This window comes from Neisseria uirgultaei (genome assembly GCF_962719845.1).
GTDB lineage: Bacteria > Pseudomonadota > Gammaproteobacteria > Burkholderiales > Neisseriaceae > Neisseria > Neisseria bergeri.
The window spans coordinates 31039-47705 of the sequence record NZ_CAUIYF010000011.1; the positions used below are offsets into that span (position 1 = coordinate 31039).

General features: G+C 49.6%; 18 protein-coding genes, 1 tRNA gene and 3 pseudogenes. 13 read left to right on the forward strand and 9 right to left on the reverse strand.

Annotated features, from left to right (window positions below; all coding sequences use genetic code 11):
- Positions 1 to 234: 234 nt before the first annotated feature.
- On the reverse strand, positions 235 to 1809 hold the full coding sequence (locus Q9J32_RS07635; RefSeq protein ID WP_301885545.1) for an inorganic phosphate transporter: 1575 nt from the start codon (positions 1807 to 1809) through the stop codon (positions 235 to 237).
- Positions 1810 to 1962: 153 nt separating this feature from the next.
- Between Q9J32_RS07635 and Q9J32_RS07640 the strand changes: the two genes are divergently transcribed.
- From Q9J32_RS07640 to Q9J32_RS07675, 9 genes and pseudogenes are all read left to right on the forward strand, one after another.
- Positions 1963 to 3063 (forward strand): anhydro-N-acetylmuramic acid kinase, encoded by a 1101-nt coding sequence (locus Q9J32_RS07640; RefSeq protein WP_301885546.1) that lies wholly within the window; start codon positions 1963 to 1965, stop codon positions 3061 to 3063.
- A 119-nt stretch (positions 3064 to 3182) separates the two neighbouring features.
- A complete protein-coding gene (mafA, locus tag Q9J32_RS07645) occupies positions 3183 to 4124 on the forward strand; it encodes an adhesin MafA (RefSeq protein WP_301885547.1) in 942 nt (313 codons plus the stop codon).
- A gap of 3 nt (positions 4125 to 4127) precedes the next feature.
- The gene (locus Q9J32_RS07650) at positions 4128 to 5552 is read left to right on the forward strand and encodes a MafB family polymorphic toxin (RefSeq protein WP_301885548.1); all 1425 of its coding nucleotides are present in this window, start codon (positions 4128 to 4130) and stop codon (positions 5550 to 5552) included.
- Positions 5540 to 5770: a hypothetical protein gene (locus Q9J32_RS07655; RefSeq protein WP_002259487.1), complete on the forward strand. Its 231-nt coding sequence runs from the start codon at positions 5540 to 5542 to the stop codon at positions 5768 to 5770. The genes Q9J32_RS07650 and Q9J32_RS07655 overlap by 13 nt, the downstream gene beginning before the upstream one ends.
- A 111-nt stretch (positions 5771 to 5881) precedes the next feature.
- Positions 5882 to 6337: pseudogene (gene mafB / locus Q9J32_RS07660) on the forward strand (polymorphic toxin MafB class 1); the annotation flags it as partial.
- A 187-nt stretch (positions 6338 to 6524) separates the two neighbouring features.
- Positions 6525 to 6980 carry a hypothetical protein gene (locus Q9J32_RS07665; RefSeq protein WP_101124512.1) on the forward strand — a complete coding sequence of 152 codons (456 nt, stop codon included), beginning with the start codon at positions 6525 to 6527 and terminating at the stop codon, positions 6978 to 6980.
- A gap of 140 nt (positions 6981 to 7120) precedes the next feature.
- A pseudogene (locus tag Q9J32_RS10210) lies at positions 7121 to 7198 on the forward strand (restriction endonuclease fold toxin); the annotation flags it as partial.
- Between the two features lie 2 nt (positions 7199 to 7200).
- Positions 7201 to 7560 (forward strand): hypothetical protein, encoded by a 360-nt coding sequence (locus Q9J32_RS07670; protein ID WP_301670372.1) that lies wholly within the window; start codon positions 7201 to 7203, stop codon positions 7558 to 7560.
- 11 nt (positions 7561 to 7571) lie between these two features.
- Positions 7572 to 7907 (forward strand): hypothetical protein, encoded by a 336-nt coding sequence (locus tag Q9J32_RS07675; RefSeq protein ID WP_301885550.1) that lies wholly within the window; start codon positions 7572 to 7574, stop codon positions 7905 to 7907.
- Between the two features lie 124 nt (positions 7908 to 8031).
- Here Q9J32_RS07675 and Q9J32_RS07680 read toward each other — a convergent pair.
- Positions 8032 to 8145: pseudogene (locus Q9J32_RS07680) on the reverse strand (IS5/IS1182 family transposase); the annotation flags it as partial.
- Between the two features lie 15 nt (positions 8146 to 8160).
- Between Q9J32_RS07680 and Q9J32_RS07685 the strand changes: the two are divergent.
- Positions 8161 to 8655, forward strand: a complete 495-nt coding sequence (locus Q9J32_RS07685; RefSeq protein WP_301885552.1) for a hypothetical protein — start codon at positions 8161 to 8163, stop codon at positions 8653 to 8655.
- A 119-nt stretch (positions 8656 to 8774) separates the two neighbouring features.
- Positions 8775 to 9908 (forward strand): hypothetical protein, encoded by a 1134-nt coding sequence (locus tag Q9J32_RS07690; protein WP_301885554.1) that lies wholly within the window; start codon positions 8775 to 8777, stop codon positions 9906 to 9908.
- Positions 9909 to 9994: 86 nt separating this feature from the next.
- Here Q9J32_RS07690 and Q9J32_RS07695 read toward each other — a convergent pair whose 3' ends face one another.
- The 6 genes from Q9J32_RS07695 to Q9J32_RS07720 form a co-directional block, all read right to left on the reverse strand.
- Positions 9995 to 10270, reverse strand: coding sequence for a hypothetical protein (locus Q9J32_RS07695; RefSeq protein ID WP_301885555.1), 276 nt, complete (start codon positions 10268 to 10270; stop codon positions 9995 to 9997).
- A gap of 16 nt (positions 10271 to 10286) precedes the next feature.
- Positions 10287 to 11054 carry an RTX iron-regulated FrpC family protein gene (locus Q9J32_RS07700; RefSeq protein WP_301818064.1) on the reverse strand — a complete coding sequence of 256 codons (768 nt, stop codon included), beginning with the start codon at positions 11052 to 11054 and terminating at the stop codon, positions 10287 to 10289.
- A 386-nt stretch (positions 11055 to 11440) separates the two neighbouring features.
- Positions 11441 to 11716 carry a GIY-YIG nuclease family protein gene (locus Q9J32_RS07705; protein ID WP_050890903.1) on the reverse strand — a complete coding sequence of 92 codons (276 nt, stop codon included), beginning with the start codon at positions 11714 to 11716 and terminating at the stop codon, positions 11441 to 11443.
- Positions 11713 to 12996: an MFS transporter gene (locus Q9J32_RS07710; protein ID WP_301885557.1), complete on the reverse strand. Its 1284-nt coding sequence runs from the start codon at positions 12994 to 12996 to the stop codon at positions 11713 to 11715. Before Q9J32_RS07710 ends, Q9J32_RS07705 begins: the two co-directional genes overlap by 4 nt.
- Positions 12997 to 13145: 149 nt before the next feature.
- Positions 13146 to 14564, reverse strand: a complete 1419-nt coding sequence (glnA, locus tag Q9J32_RS07715; RefSeq protein WP_301885558.1) for a type I glutamate--ammonia ligase — start codon at positions 14562 to 14564, stop codon at positions 13146 to 13148.
- Entirely contained in the window at positions 14554 to 14709 is a 156-nt protein-coding gene (locus tag Q9J32_RS07720; protein ID WP_301885559.1) for a hypothetical protein, read from the reverse strand. Before Q9J32_RS07720 ends, glnA begins: the two co-directional genes overlap by 11 nt.
- 165 nt (positions 14710 to 14874) lie before the next feature.
- Here Q9J32_RS07720 and aroE point away from each other — a divergent pair, with 165 nt between their 5' ends.
- Both aroE and mtgA read left to right on the forward strand, forming a co-directional pair.
- A complete protein-coding gene (gene aroE / locus Q9J32_RS07725; protein ID WP_301885560.1) occupies positions 14875 to 15684 on the forward strand; it encodes a shikimate dehydrogenase in 810 nt (269 codons plus the stop codon).
- 2 nt (positions 15685 to 15686) lie between these two features.
- Positions 15687 to 16388 (forward strand): monofunctional biosynthetic peptidoglycan transglycosylase, encoded by a 702-nt coding sequence (gene mtgA, locus Q9J32_RS07730; protein WP_301885562.1) that lies wholly within the window; start codon positions 15687 to 15689, stop codon positions 16386 to 16388.
- Positions 16389 to 16589: 201 nt separating this feature from the next.
- Here mtgA and Q9J32_RS07735 read toward each other — a convergent pair.
- Positions 16590 to 16665: transfer RNA gene (locus tag Q9J32_RS07735), tRNA-Phe, on the reverse strand.
- Positions 16666 to 16667 lie beyond the last annotated feature (2 nt).

Sequence of the window (16667 nt, forward strand, 5' to 3'; positions counted from 1 at the left end):
GACGAAGCCGCAGACAGTACAAATAGTACGGAACCGATTCACTTGGTGCTTCAGTACCTTAGAGATATCGTTCTCTTTGAGCTAAGGCGAGGCAACGCTGTACTGGTTTTTGTTAATCCGCTATACCAAACGGCATATCCCGACAGAACAGATTGTGCATAAGGCACAAGCCCGCACATTCCATCAACAAAATGCCGTCTGAACACGGGTTCAGACGGCATAATCGTTTAACAATCAGAATACTGCCTGTAAAACCAAGTAGCAGGCAACCGACAATACGGCGGCGGCAGGCAGGGTAATGACCCACGCCAAACCGATGGGCTTCATCAGTTTCCAGTTGGCATTGCGGTTGACCAGACCGATACCGAGTACCGCGCCGACCAAGATATGCGTACTGGAAACAGGCAGCCCCATCAGCGACGCCCCCATCACGACGGATGCGGCGGACAGTTCGGCGGTAAAACCCGAAGCAGGATGCATTTCAGCCAAACTCGTACCGACGGTTTTAATCACCTCTTTACCGACAAACCACAAACCGACAATCAGCGCGATACCGAAAGTCAGCATCGCAATCGGAGGGACGGCGCTTTGCGCGGCAACGCTGTTCGTCCGCAAAACATCCATAATCGCGGCAAACGGGCCGATGGCGTTGGCAATATCGTTCGCACCGTGGCTGAATGCGAAGCCGCAGGCGGTAAAGACCTGCATCCATGAAAACATCTGAAAGGTCGATTTGCCCAAATCTTTACGCTTGAGGCTTTTGGCAAACACAAACGTCCCCATCCACACCGCCGCGCCTATCATAAAGATGGTCAGGAAGCTGTTGACGTTGCTCATCCCCAAATGCAGGTTTTTCAAGCCCTTGAAAATCAGCATAGCGGAAATCATCATCGCACCGAACGAAGCAATAAAGGGAACCCAAGAATGCAGCGCCTTGTAGGAATCGACATTGTCTTTGCGGTTGTCGAACACATACAGCCCGCGATAATACTCGGATTGCAGCTCTTGCGGATCGAATTCGGGCTCATCGTAAATTTGCGCGTCGTGCGCCATTTTGGTAGCGTATTCGACTTTTTCAGCCTCAGACAAACCCTCGAAAAACAGGCGGTGCTGTTCTTTATAAGCCTTTTTTTCCTGCTTGATACCCTTGAGCGTACCTTCGGCCCAAGCATTGTAATCTAAGACATTTTTCTTAACGCGGGAAAACAGGAAATAGGAAACCGCACCGCCCAACACGGGCGACAATACCCAAGACATCCCGATTTCGCCCAGCTTGCCCCACCGTATCAACGCCACCCCGTCCGCATTATGCGTAAACGCCATACACAACGCACTGCCGACGATGCCGCCGATAATCGCGTGCGTCGTCGAAACCGGCAGGCCTTTGCGGGACGCGAACAGCAGCCACAACGCCGCCGCCAAGAGTGCAGACATCATGATAAACACAAACTGTATGGGTTCGAGGTCCATACCGTTCAGATTGACGATGCCTTTGCGTATGGTATCGGTTACCTCGCCGCCCGCGATGACCGCGCCGCTGACTTCAAACACCGCCGCAATCAGCAAAGCCTGCGGGATGGTCAGCGTGCCGGAACCGACGCTGGTGCCGAAAGAGTTGGCAATATCGTTGCCGCCGACGTTGAACGCCATGAACACGCCGAACATCGTGGCGATGATGAAAAGCACGCTGTTATTGTAGTGGGTATAACCCAAACCCCAATAGATAAAATAGCCGACTATGCCTACCAGCATGGCGGCAAAGACGGCGTTAATCAGTTTCAAGTTCGCACTCATTTGAGTTTGAGCCATGGAAGATTCCTTAGTGAACACAGAAGGGTTTTCGCGGATATTGTAACCTTTTGCAATCCGTCTTGAAACATTTATTTACACTGCGGCGGCAAATCGGTATAGGTACGCCGATACACGTTAAAATGGCGTTTTGCACACGGTTTGGGAGCGGAAATGGAAACACAGCTTTACATCGGCATTATGTCGGGAACCAGTATGGACGGGGCGGATGCCGTACTGATACGTATGGACGGCGGCAAATGGCTGGGCGCGGAAGGGCACGCCTTTACCCCCTACCCTGACCGGTTGCGCCGCCAATTGCTGGATTTGCAGGACACAGGCGCAGACGAACTGCACCGCAGCAGGATTTTGTCGCAAGAACTCAGCCGCCTGTATGCGCAAACCGTCGCCGAACTGCTGTGCAGTCAAAACCTCGCGCCGTACGACATTACCGCCCTCGGCTGCCACGGGCAAACCGTCCGACACGCGCCGGAACACGGTTACAGCATACAGCTTGCCGATTTGCCGCTGCTGGCGGAACGGACGCGGATTTTTACCGTCGGCGACTTCCGCAGCCGCGACCTTGCGGCCGGCGGACAAGGCGCGCCGCTCGTCCCCGCCTTTCACGAAGCCCTGTTCCGCAACGACAGGGAAACACGCGCGGTGCTGAACATCGGCGGGATTGCCAACATCAGCGTACTTCCGCCCGGCGCACCCGCCTTCGGCTTCGACACGGGGCCCGGCAATATGCTGATGGACGCGTGGACGCAGGCACACTGGCAGCTTCCTTACGACAAAAACGGTGAAAAAGCGGCACAAGGCAACATATTGCCGCACCTGCTCGGCAGGCTGCTCTCCCACCCGTATTTCGCACAACCCCACCCCAAAAGCACGGGGCGCGAACTGTTTGCCCTAAATTGGCTCGAAACCTACCTTGGCGGCGGCGAAAACCGATACGACGTATTACGGACGCTTTCCCGATTCACCGCGCAAACCGTTTTCGACGCCGTCTCACACGCAGCGGCAGATGCCCATCAAATGTACATTTGCGGCGGCGGCATCCGCAATCCTGTTTTAATGGCGGATTTGACAGAATGTTTCGGCACACGCGTTTCCCTACGCAGCACCGCCGAACTGAACCTCGATCCGCAATGGGTAGAAGCCGCCGCGTTCGCGTGGTTGGCGGCGTGTTGGGTCAACCGCATTCCCGGTAGTCCGCACAAAGCAACCGGCGCATCCAAACCGTGTATTTTGGGCGCGGGATATTATTATTGAGCACAAATGCCGTCTGAAAGCCCGTCCTGCCGCTCAGACGGCATTTTTGCCTCTTTCGTTTACAAACCCTTAAAATCCCTTTATACTCAAAACTCGTTCAAAACAAAACAAACCCCGCCATGAAAATCCTGCTCCTCCTCATCCCTCTCGTCCTCACCGCCTGCGGCACACTGACAGGCATTCCCGCCCACGGCGGCGGCAAACGCTTTGCCGTCGAACAAGAACTCGTCGCCGCATCGTCCCGCGCCGCCGTCAAAGAAATGGATTTGTCCGCCCTGAAAGGACGCAAAGCCGCCCTTTACGTCTCCGTTATGGGCGACCAAGGTTCGGGCAACATAAGCGGCGGACGCTACTCTATCGACGCATTGATACGCGGCGGCTACCACAACAACCCCGAAAGTGCCACCCGATACAGCTACCCCGCCTATGACACTACCGCCACCACCAAATCCGACGCGCTCTCCAGCGTTACCACTTCCACATCGGTCTTAAACGCCCCCGCCGCCTCCCTGACTAGAAACAGCGGACGCAAAGGCGAACGCTCTGCCGGACTGTCCGTCAACGGCACGGGCGACTACCGCAACGAAACCCTGCTCGCCAATCCCCGCGACGTTTCCTTCCTGACTAACCTCATTCAAACCGTCTTCTACCTGCGCGGCATCGAAGTCGTACCGCCCGAATACGCCGACACCGACGTATTCGTAACCGTCGACGTATTCGGCACCGTCCGCAGCCGTACCGAACTGCACCTCTACAACGCCGAAACCCTTAAAGCCCAAACCAAGCTCGAATATTTCGCCGTCGACCGCGACAGCCGGAAACTGCTGATTGCCCCTAAAACCGCCGCCTACGAATCCCAATACCAAGAACAATACGCCCTTTGGACCGGTCCTTACAAAGTCAGCAAAACCGTCAAAGCCTCAGACCGCCTGATGGTCGATTTCTCCGACATCACCCCCTACGGCGACACAACCGCCCAAAACCGTCCCGACTTCAAACAAAACAACGGCAAAAACCCCGATGTCGGCAACGAAGTCATCCGCCGCCGCAAAGGAGGATAAACCGTGAAACCGCTGCGCAGACTGACAAACCTCCTTGCCGCCTGCACCGTAGCGGCGGCTGCCTTCGGGCAGCCCGCCCTCGCGGCGGACTTGGCGCAAGACCCGTTCATTACCGATAACGCCCAACGGCAGCACTACGAACCCGGCGGCAAATACCACCTCTTCGGCGACCCGCGCGGCAGCGTCTCCGACCGCACCGGTCAAATCAACGTCATCCAAGACTATACCCACCAGATGGGCAACCTGCTCATCCAACAGGCAAATATCAACGGCACAATCGGCTACTACACCCGCTTTTCAGGACACGGACACGAAGAACACGCCCCCTTCGACAACCACGCCGCCGACAGCGCAAGCAAAGAACAAGGCAACGTTGACGAAGGCTTTACCGTGTACCGCCTCAACTGGGAAGGATACGAACACCATCCCGCCGATGCCTACGACGGCCCGAAGGGCGGCAATTACCCCAAACCTACGGGCGCACGTGACGAATACACCTATCACGTCAACGGCACAGCCCGCAGTATCAAACTCAATCCGACCGACACCCGCGACGTCAGACAACGCATATCCGACAACTACAACAACCTCGGCAGCAATTTCTCCGACCGCGCCGATGAAGCCAACAAAAAAATGTTCGAGCACAATGCCAAGCTCGACCGCTGGGGCAACAGCATGGAGTTTATCAACGGCATTGCCGCCGGAGCACTCAACCCCTTTATCAGCGCGGGCGAAGCCTTGGGCATAGGCGACATACTGTACGGAACGGGCTATGCCATAGACAAAGCCACGATGCGCAACATCGCTCCCTTGCCCACCGAGGGCAAATTTGCCGCCATCGGCGGCTTGGGCAGCGTGGCGGGCTTTGAAAAGAATACGCGCGAAGCCGTTGACCGGTGGATACAGGAAAACCCCAATGCCGCCGAAACCGTCGAAGCCCTGGCCAACATCCTGCCGTTTGCCAAAGTCAAAGGATTGGTGAAGGCGGCGAAACTGGGGAGGGCGGCAAAACCGGGGAGGGCGGCAAAACTAGGGAAGGCAAAGGTTAGCGAGGATTTTGCTGTTGCCACACAAGCCAAATACAAGCAATATGGGGATGCGCATTCTGCCAATGCCCAATCGGCATTAGCTAAGAAATTGTCAGGTTTGGAAGATGCTCAAAATAGTGCGTCTAGGACGAAAACTTTACCTGATGGGAGAATCAGGTATTATGAAGCTGAGCGATTTGCTAGAACTGAGGGAAGAACGAGGGGTAATAGCTTTGTTACAGAATATAATCCTAAAACAGGTAGTACCCGACAATGGACAGAAAATTATGACCATAGCGGGAACGTAACTATGGTTCATCCTAAATCAATTAACGGACAAAGTGTAACCTCTCAGCATTATCCACCAACAAAACAGGAATTAGATTCATGGAAAAAATAACTCAACAATACGCATATTCTGAACTGCTCAGATTGTTCAATCAAAACGCTTCGGATGAAAAAATTGCGAATCTTGCTTTTGATTTTCTGTATGCTTGGTCAAAAGATAATTCTCCAGAATCGCGTAATATAATATATGATTTAGCACTTATCGGTGAACCGGGTATGGAACTGACCCGTAATGACATAAAAGAATTGATTGACAGTTTAGTTGAATAAGCATAGGTTGGGCTGAAAATCCCACAATCAAAAGGTTGTCTGAAACCGTTTTTGATTTTCAGGTGACCTTCCCCTCATTTGAAACAGGATATTGAGAACTAAGTTCTTCAAAAATCCTACACCTGCTCCTTCCACGACAGCACCTTGGTCAAAACGGCAGACGGCTACAAAGCCATTGCCCATATTCAAGCCGGAGACCGCGTCCTTTCCAAGGACGAGGCAAGCGGAAAAACGGGATACAAACCCGTTACCGCCCGATACGGCAATCCGTACCAAGAAACCGTTTACATTAAAGTTTCAGACGGCATCGGTAACAGCCAAACCCTGATTTCCAACCGCATCCATCCGTTTTACAGTCAAGGAAAATGGATTAAGGCGGAAGACTTAAAGGCGGGAATCAGGCTGTTATCCGAAAGCGGTGCAGAGCAGACCGTTCAAAGCGTTACCGTTAAACCAAAACCGCTCAAAGCCTACAACCTGACCGTTGCCGATTGGCATACTTACTTCGTCAAGGGTGATAAGGCGGAAACGGAAGGGGTTTGGGTTCATAATGCGTGTCCGCCTAAAAGAACAGGAAGCTCCAAGAATGAAAAACATGGAGATGGCGGTCGAAGTCAAATATCAGCAGAATCACGAATTGCTGAATTAAAAAATAAAATTATTCCCGGAATGCACAAAAATGAACGATTAAAGATTGAGCGAACAATCAGAAATATTACAAAAAATGCCAATCGAAAAGCAAAAGGAGAAGAGCATGGTCGACGCGGTCGTTAAAACTCCCGAATTTTTACCTTTTACTTCTGTAGGAATATTCCGTTTTGGTGCGGATATAACAGAGTACAAAAACATACTGGAAACTTTTATGTATGAACCTCCTGATGAGTTTAGAACAGAATATTATGAATCTCCCGACTCAAATTTACTCATTGCCGTCAAGAAAAACAAAATTATTTCGATATTTTGTTATCAGGAGTTATATTTTATGGGCGTTAATATAATAGGTCTGAATTTTGAAGATTTTAAACAGCTTTTCCATCACCCTAAATCATACGGTGTTGATAAATATTATTTATCAAATGAATCTTATCCGACATATGTCTATGAGTTTGATGAAATAGGAGTACAAGCTTGGGAAGCAAAAGGGAAAATTGTTACTATCATTGCCGGGGGCAAAGACAATTATTCGACAGAACCTTACTACGATGAATAACATTAATGGCAGGCATAGGTTGGGTTGAAAACTCAACAACAAAAGGTCGTCTGAAACCGTAATCGATTTTTCAGACGACCTTTCTGTCAATCCAAACAGATTGTCGAATCTTAATCCAACCTGTGCTTGCTGTACGGAACAGGCACGGTGTTCATTCACAAGTTAAGTCATATATTGAATCAAAAGGCGGCATTGTTAAAACAGGTTTAGGAGATTAAACATGACATCATATGTTTCCATAAAAGGATGGATTGAATGCTCTGACGATGATATAAAAATCATCCAAGAAAATATCAATAATTTTTGGAATAATTGCCCCTTCAATATCGAAGAGAAAGAATCTGCAAAAATATATAAAAACGGGTGGGTTTTCCCGACAAATAGTTTTAATTGGAGCAGCTATATTTTTTTTGGTGCATGCGTAAAATCTTATTTCATTATTTATTTTGAAAAATGTATTAAAACAATAATGGAATTGGATATTGAAATATCAGGTTTTTTTGAATTAGATTATTATGAAGATAGTTATAAAGTAAATTGGAAAGTAAATAATGGCAATTTGATACAAACAACTGATTAAATGGACAAAAAATGATGGCTGATAAGAATCAAGTAGAAAAGATGATTTATTCTGAAAATAAACAGAGTGTTATTGACGGTATGCTCGGTATGACCTTCAGCTCGGAGGAGGATGAAATCCCTTGGATTTCTGAGAAATTGACGGAGTTGTCGAAGCATAAAGACTTGGATATTGCCAGATTGTCATTAACCTGTTTCGGACATCTCGCCAGGATGCATGAAAATATCGGCGATTGCGATAAAGTGATTGCTTTATTGCGCTCAAAACAAGGTAATCCGGATTTTCAAGGTTTTGCCGAAGATGCGTTAGACGATATTTCCTTCTTTATATTTAAAAAGCGTCCGTAAGCACCGGCAAGGTCAAATCTGGCAAATGCCGTCTGAAGCGGTATTCGGCTTTCAGACGGCATTTTCTCCGATTGGCACAGGATGCAGGGGCTTGCCGGCTTGATTTTACCGAAGTTGTTGGCTCGTATAGTGGATTAAATTTAAACCAGTACAGCGTTGCCTCGCCTTGCCGTACTATCTGTACTGTCTGCGGCTTCGTCGCCTTGTCCTGATTTAAATTTAATCCACTATAATTTGGAAGAGGCAGCAATTTATGGAAAATAGATTTGAAAAAATCGTTAAGGATATTTTTAGTTTTACCCAATTTGTTTCCGAAGCGGAAAATAAAATTCCTAACCAATCCTCCCGTTATTACGACTGCTGGTGGGAATTGGAAATCTTGAATGCTTCCGCATTGGAAGATTGGGAAATATCGGGAAAGCCTGAAAAATGGGATAAATGGACAGAAAAATATCAGACCGAAGCGTTACAGTTAGTCAAGAATCTATTTGCCGAAGAAGTTCCTGAAAATAATATAGTTTGCGATATTTCTCATTTTTTACATTTTGCCGATTGGGCAGAAGCCGATATTCCCAATCAATCACGTTTATATGCCGAATATTGGTGGGAAATGGAAACGTTCAAAATATCGGTTTTAGAAGATTGGGAACGCTCGGGAAAACCGTTAGATTGGGAAAAATGGCAAAGGCAATATCAATCCGAAGCATTTGAATTAGTCAAAAAATTGAATCAAAGCAAACAAGAGTAACAAGCCGCAGCCTGCATAGGGGTTTTTAAAGTACGGCAGCAACCGTAGATTAGATTAAAAATCAAACAATTAAAGCTCGTCTGATATAATCGATATATCCTGTTAAACGGAAAATAAATATGTTTAAAAAATTCAAACCGGTATTGTTGTCATTTTTTGCACTTGTATTTGCCTTTTGGCTGGGGAAGGGTATTGCCTATGAGATTAATCCGCGTTGGTTTTTGAGCGATACGGCAACTGAAATACCTGAAAATCCGAATGCTTTTGTGGCGAAACTTGCCCGCCTGTTCCGAAATGCCGACAGGGCGGTCGTCATCGTGAAGGAATCGATAAGGACGGAGGAAAGCCTTGCCGAAACTGTGGATGACGGTCCGTTGCAGTCGGAGAAGGATTATCTCGCGCTCGCTATCCGGCTCAGTCGTTTGAAAGAAAAGGCGAAATGGTTTCACGTAACGGAGCAGGAACATGGGGAAGAGGTTTGGCTGGATTACTATATCGGCGAGGGCGGTTTGGTTGCGGTTTCGCTTTTGCAACGCTCGCCGGAAGCGTTTGTTAATGCCGAATATCTGTATCGGAACGATCGTCCGTTTTCTGTAAATGTGTACGGCGGAACGGTTCACGGGGAAAATTATGAAACGACAGGAGAATATCGGGTTATTTGGCAACCGGACGGTTCGGTATTTGATGCGGCGGGGCGCGGGAAAATCGGGGAAGATGTTTATGAGCATTGTCTCGGGTGTTATCAAATGGCTCAGGTATATTTGGCGAAATACCGGGATGTCGCGAATGATGAGCAGAAGGTTTGGGACTTCCGCGAAGAGAGCAACCGGATTGCATCGGACTCGCGCGATTATGTGTTTTATCAGAATATGCGGGAATTGATGCCACGAGGGATGAAGGCAAACAGTCTTGTGGTCGGCTATGATGCGGACGGTCTGCCGCAAAAAGTCTATTGGAGTTTCGACAATGGAAAAAAACGCCAGAGTTTCGAATATTATTTGAAAAACGGAAATCTTTTTATTGCACAATCTTCGACGGTAGCATTGAAAGCGGATGGCGTAACGGCGGATATACAGACCTATCATGCGCAACAGACGTGGTATTTGGATGGCGGGCGGATTATCCGCGAAGAGAAACAGGGAGACAAACTGCCTGATTTTCCTTTGAACTTGGAAGACTTGGAAAAAGAGGTGCGCCGTTATGCAGAGGCTGCGGCGAGACGTTCGGGCGACAAGCGCGACCTTTCTTACTGAACGCAAATGCCGTCTGAAACCGGTTTTCAGACGGCATTGGAGAGTCAACCGCTTTTTGCAATGCCGTATATGCCGAATCCGATTCGCTACAAATTGAAAACCACAATCCAAAAAACGGAAATACACATTAAACGGGTCTTTTTACCGACCGTATCATCCCATAGGTTTTCCACCCCTTTTTTCATCCATAAATTCAAACCATTTAAGTTTGCATCCTTACCGACAATTGCAGCAGCATCATCCGCATAACGGTCACCCAAATTAGCCAAATAACGCCAACCGCCATAGGTATCGCCACGGGAAGCATAACCATACAAGGTTTGGATTTGTTCTGGTGTTAAAACAACTTCACCCTCATTCATAATAAGATCCTTTAAATTATTTTTTACTTGAATTGTTTACAAAACTCTGTACCAATTGCTCTACTTGTTGGTGATAACCTACCAACTCCTGCTGTGTGAGCTGCTGCTTTTCCCGAATAAACGGGTAATACTGTACCGTGAAACCGTTAATACAGGAACCTACGTTAGTACTGTAATCGTTCTCTCCATACCTATGATAGTTCTGATGAATAATAATCGCCGGATTTTCTCCTTTCTTAATATACTGTCGTTCATGAATATATGGGTTTTCAGGAATCGACCTTTTATCTTCATAAGCTTCATATTCAGGATAGACAGACGGGATTTTTTTAAATCCCAAATCAAGCAACGATTTTCCTAAGTCTTGATTCAAATGACACGCCTCTTTTCGGATAACAATATCGTCCACGCTATCCAAACCGTCGCGTAGAAATTGGATAAAGTGCGCTTTGTTCTGCTGGTTGTATGGCTCAAGAACCCAGCCTTGGTCGGTTTTTTTGTAATAGACACTAATCTCTATCAAATTAATGGAGTAAGCATCCTGCCCGGGCGTGTCAGAAAGCCATTTTGTGGCATTGTCTTGCGTATACCGTGCAAGATAGCCATAGGGGATAACCATTTTGGTGCCCTGAAAATCAAATGTAACCGTATGTTCAAATCCTGTCATTGGCTCGGGATTGTTGAAACTGGTTTGTTCATTAACAGGTTTACATGAGGTCATAGTAAAAACACTCCCAATAAACAAAATAAAAAGTTGATAAATGGTAGTAGCATATGGTCTCATAATTTCAAGCTTAGAAATTAGTTAAAGAATATGTTATGGTAGATACTAACTCTTTAAGTTGACATATTGTGCGATATCGAAAGCTGTACCATATTTTCCCATCGGGTCTTCCCCGTTCTTTATATGAGCGGCAGGCATCCTCATAAAAGAAGGGATACCGATAAGGAAAAATACCTCGGTATAAAAAATATACTGATTGATTAATACAAATCTAACCAACAGTTCATCGTATTCTTTTCTGTTGGCGTATAAAAAATACTGATATATGCCTTCACTTTCATAGGGCGACGCTTTATGTGCCGTCCTGTGTGTTGAAACATCGGTTTTCCTTACCGCCTGCCCCGCTTTTCCCTGATTGCTGCCAACTGCCGTCCGAACCTGAACCGTCAGGTTTCAGACGGCATTTTTTCCGCCTGTTCCCACAATTTCCGTTTTTGTGCGGCGGTCAGTTTTTTGACGGCGATTTCCTGTTTGAGCGCAGTGCCTTTATCCATCCCGCCTGCAACGATACGCATCGCTACTGGTTTGAATACGCGGGTATATTTCGCGCCTTTTCCGGAAGCGTGGGCGTCAAGCCGCTGTTGCGGATTCGTGCTGATGCCGCAATAGAACGCGCTGTTTTCACACAATATCAGGTAAACGCTCCAATTTGACGCGTTCATCTGCCTGTATCCTGAGTTTTTTCCCCATTCCAAGGCGCAACTTTCAGCAACAGCAGCATACCTGGCAGGGCAAGTATGAAACACAACTGGAAAAACGGTACATAACCGAGCCATTCGATCAGATAACCGGCAAAGGAATTGATGACCGTACGGGGAACAGCGGACAGACTGGTAAACAGCGCGAGCTGCGTTGCCGTAAACGCGGGATTGGTCTCGCGCGCCATATACGATACGAACGCTGCCGTCCCCAAACCCATGCCGACTGCCTCTGCGCCGATAACTGCCGCCAGCATCAGCCTCTCGCCCGTACCGACCGTGTCGAAATGTCCGAACCCTGCCAGCCATACAAACCCCAAAACGGTTACAGCCTGCACCGCGCCGAATAGCCACAAGGCTTTGTTTACGCCGATTTTCAACATCCACACGCCGCCCAAGATACCTGCCGCCACTGCCGGCCACAGTCCTGCATTTTTGGCAATCAAACCGATGTCGGTCTTGCTGAAACCCATATCCAGATAAAACGGCGTTGCCAACGCAGTTGCCATACTATCGCCGAGTTTGTAAAGAAAAATAAACAGCAGCACGCACACCGCCGAAGCGATGCCCTTGCGCGTAAAAAATTCTTTAAACGGCTCTACCACGGTCTGCTTCAACGTTTTAGGAACGGCAGGCGGCAACACGGGTTCGCGCGCGAGAAACAGCGTCATCAGAAGACCGGGCAGCATAAACAGCGAAGTGATGACAAACACCTCCGGCCACGGCATCCTGTCTGCCAACACCAAACTCAATGAACCCGGAACCAAAGCGGCAACCCGGTAGGCGTTCACATGAACAGAGTTGCCCAAACCCAATTCTTCGTCCGACAAAATCTCGCGCCTGAACGCATCCAATACAATGTCCTGACTGGCGGAAAAAAAAGCAACAAGCACCGACAAGCCGGCAATCAACGGCAGATGATTACGGGGGTTTAAAAAGGCATATGCCGCCAAAGCCGCCAGCAAACCTGCCTGCGTCAGCAGCATCCACCCGCGCCGCCGGCCCAAAATGGGAACTCTGACTGCGTCCATCAGCGGCGACCACAAAAATTTCCAAGTAAACGGCAGACCGATTAACGCCATCAGCCCGATGCTCTTCAAATCCACCTGCTCGCTGCGTAACCACGCCGGAATCAGGTTAATCAGAAAGTACAGCGGCAGCCCCGAGGTAAACCCCGTAAAAATACAGACGAGCATATTGCGGGAAAAGATTTGCCCGATAAAACCTGATTTCGATACAGTCATGGTTCAAACAGCCAAGAAACAAAAGCCTATTGTAGCAAATATCGCCCAACCGCTGAAAAACACCGCCCCTGCTCCGCCGTTTTGCCGTTCAAATGCAAAATGCCGTCTGAAACTTTGTTCAGACGGCATTTCTACTGAAACCTGAGAGGTTACAGGCTGTAATACATTTCAAATTCCAGCGGATGCGGTGCCATGCGGATACGGCGGACATCTTCTTCTTTGAAGGCGATGTAACTGTCGATCCAGTCTTTGCTGAACACGCCGCCACGCAGCAGGAATTCGTGGTCGGCTTTGAGCGCGGCCAGTGCTTCTTCCAAAGAAGCGCAAACGGTCGGCACCAATGCATCTTCTTCCGGCGGCAGATCGTACAGGTTTTTATCGGCAGGGTCGCCCGGATGGATTTTGTTTTGAATACCGTCCAAACCGGCCATCAGCAGGGCGGCAAATGCCAAATACGGGTTGGCGGTCGGATCGGGGAAACGCGCTTCGATACGGCGTGCTTTGCTGCTGTTTACAGACGGAATGCGGATGGAAGCGGAACGGTTTTTGGCGGAATAAGCCAATTTGGTCGGCGCTTCAAAGTGCGGCACGAGGCGTTTGTAGGAGTTGGTGGACGGATTGGTAATCGCGTTCAAGGCCTTGGCGTGTTTGATGATGCCGCCGATGTAGTAGAGCGCGGTGTCGCTCAAGCCGGCATAGCCGTCGCCTGAAAACAGGTTTTGACCGTCTTTCCAGATGGATTGGTGAACGTGCATACCGCTGCCGTTGTCGCCCATAATCGGTTTGGGCATAAAGGTGGCGGTTTTGCCGAAATTGTGGGCAACGTTTTGGATGACGTATTTCATATCTTGGGTTTGGTCGGCGCGTTTGACCAGCGTGCTGAACTTCGTACCGATTTCCATTTGGCTGCCGGTACCGACTTCGCTGTGGTGCACTTCGACTTCGATGCCGAGTCCTTCCAAAATATTCACCATCGCCGAACGCAAATCCTGACCGCAGTCAATCGGCGCGACGGGCGCGTAGCCGCCTTTGACGGCGGGGCGGTGTCCGGTGTTTTGACCGTCCATATGCAGACCGCTTGCCCACGCACCGCTTTCGGACGTGATTTCGTAACGGGTTTTGTGCATATCGGTTTCAAATTCTACGCCGTCGAAGACGAAGAATTCGGGTTCGGGGCCGAAATAGGCCGTGTCGCCGATGCCGGAAGATTTCAAATAGGCCTCGGCGCGGCGTGCGATGGAACGCGGGTCTCGGTCGTAACCCTGACCGTCGGCGGGGTCGATCACATCGCAAGTGAACACGACGGTCGCATCATCATAAAAAGGATCGACAAACGCCGTGGCGGGATCGGGGCGCAACTGCATATCGGAAGCCTGAATGCCTTTCCAGCCGCCGATGGACGAACCGTCAAACGCCTGACCGTTTTCAAACCACTCTTCGGGATCTTCCAACACGATGCGCGCAGGCACAGTAAAGTGGTGCTGCTTGCCTTTGGTATCGGTAAAGCGCAAATCGACAAAGCGGGCTTCGCTTTCTTCAATCAATTTTACGGCGTTTTTAATAGACATTTTTCAGCTCCTGAAAAAGGGAAATAGCAAAATATGCGGAACGCGGCGGCTTGACGCAAAGCCAGCATGATTCTACCACGTCCATGCCGTCTGAAACTCGCCCTGCGTCAAATTCCAAGCTGTAAAATATAGTTTCAGACGGCAAGATTGTCAACAATATGCTTCGGTTTATCCTTTCCAAGCGGAATGCCCGCCCTTTTGTCCGAATGCCGACAAAACAGATGCCGTCTGGACGCCATTTCAGACGGCATCATTCCCATCTTCGCGCCGCCGTTATAAAATGACCGCCCCGCCTTGATGGAATATGACTATGCACGCCCTCCCCCGCTACGCCGTTTTCGGCAACCCCGTCGCCCACAGCAAATCGCCGCAGATTCATCAACAATTTGCCCTTCAGGAAGGCGTTGACATTGAATACGAACGCATTTGCGCCGACATCGACGGTTTTGCACAGGCGGTTTCGACATTTTTTGAAACAGGCGGTTGCGGGGCAAACGTTACCGTACCGTTCAAGTGGGAAGCGTTTCATCTGGCGGACGAGCATTCCGACCGCGCATTAGCGGCAGGTGCGGTCAATACGCTGATTCTGTTGAAAAACGGCAAGCTGCGTGGCGACAACACCGACGGTTTGGGCTTGGTCGGCGATATAGTGAAGGTGCAACACACAGAAATTGAAGGCAAAAATATCCTATTGCTCGGCGCAGGCGGCGCGGTGCGCGGCGTGATTCCGGTTTTGAAAGAACACCGCCCTGCCCGTATCGTCATTGCCAACCGTACCCACGCCAAAGCCGAGGAATTGGCGCGGCTTTTCGGCACTGAAGCCGTCCCGATGGCGGATTTGAACGGCGGTTTTGATATCATCATCAACGGCACGTCCGGCGGCTTGAGCGGTCAGCTTCCTGCCGTCAGCCCTGAAATTTTCCGCAACTGCCGCCTTGCCTACGATATGGTTTACGGCGACGCGGCGCAGGCGTTTTTGAACTTTGCCCGGCAATCGGGCGCGAAACAAACCGCCAACGGACTGGGTATGCTGGTCGGTCAGGCGGCGGCTTCCTACGCCCTCTGGCGCGGTTTCAAACCAGATATCCGCCCCATTATCGAATACATGAAAGCCCTGTAACCATGTTCCGCATCATCAAATGGCTGATTGCCCTGCCCATCGGCATCTTCATTTTCTTCAACGCTTATGTGTACGGCAACATCATCACCTACCGCGCCGTCGCGCCGCATCAAACCGCCTTTATGTCGATGCGGATGAAGCAATTTGAACAAGAAGGACGCAATGTCGCCCTGGATTACCGCTGGGTTCCCTACGACCGCATTTCCACCAACCTGAAAAAAGCCCTGATTGCTTCCGAAGATGCCCATTTTGCCGGACACGGCGGCTTTGATTGGGGCGGCATTCAAAACGCCATCAGGCGCAACCGGAACAGCGGCGAAGTGAAGGCGGGCGGATCAACCATCAGCCAGCAGCTTGCCAAAAACCTGTTTTTAAACGAAAGCCGCAGCTATATCCGCAAAGGCGAAGAAGCGGCGATTACCGCGATGATGGAAGCCGTTACCGACAAAGACAGGATTTTCGAACTGTATTTAAACTCAATCGAATGGCACTACGGCGTTTTCGGCGCGGAAGCCGCATCCCGGTATTTTTATAAGATACCCGCCGCCAAGCTGACCAAACAGCAGGCGGCGAAACTGACTGCCCGCGTCCCCGCCCCGCTCTACTACGCCGACCATCCGAAAAGCAAACGGCTGCGCAACAAAACCAATATCGTGCTCAAACGCATGGGTTCGGCAGAATTGCCTGAAGACGACACGGACTGAGTGCCGCCGCAATATAAAATGCCGTCTGAAATATCATTCAGACGGCATATGCTTTCTGCCTTTACCCTCTTCTCCAAAACGCAACGGGGCGGTCATTATCACTTTTGTCCTTCTACATAATGGTCAGACACAAAACGTGTCCGACACGGACAACTTCCCAAAAACGGCAGACAAAAAAATAACCGCTTATCAGCGGTTTTTTGGTGGCCAGAGGCGGAATCGAACCGCCGACACACGGATTTTCAATCCGTTGCTCTACCAACTGAGCTATCTGGCCTT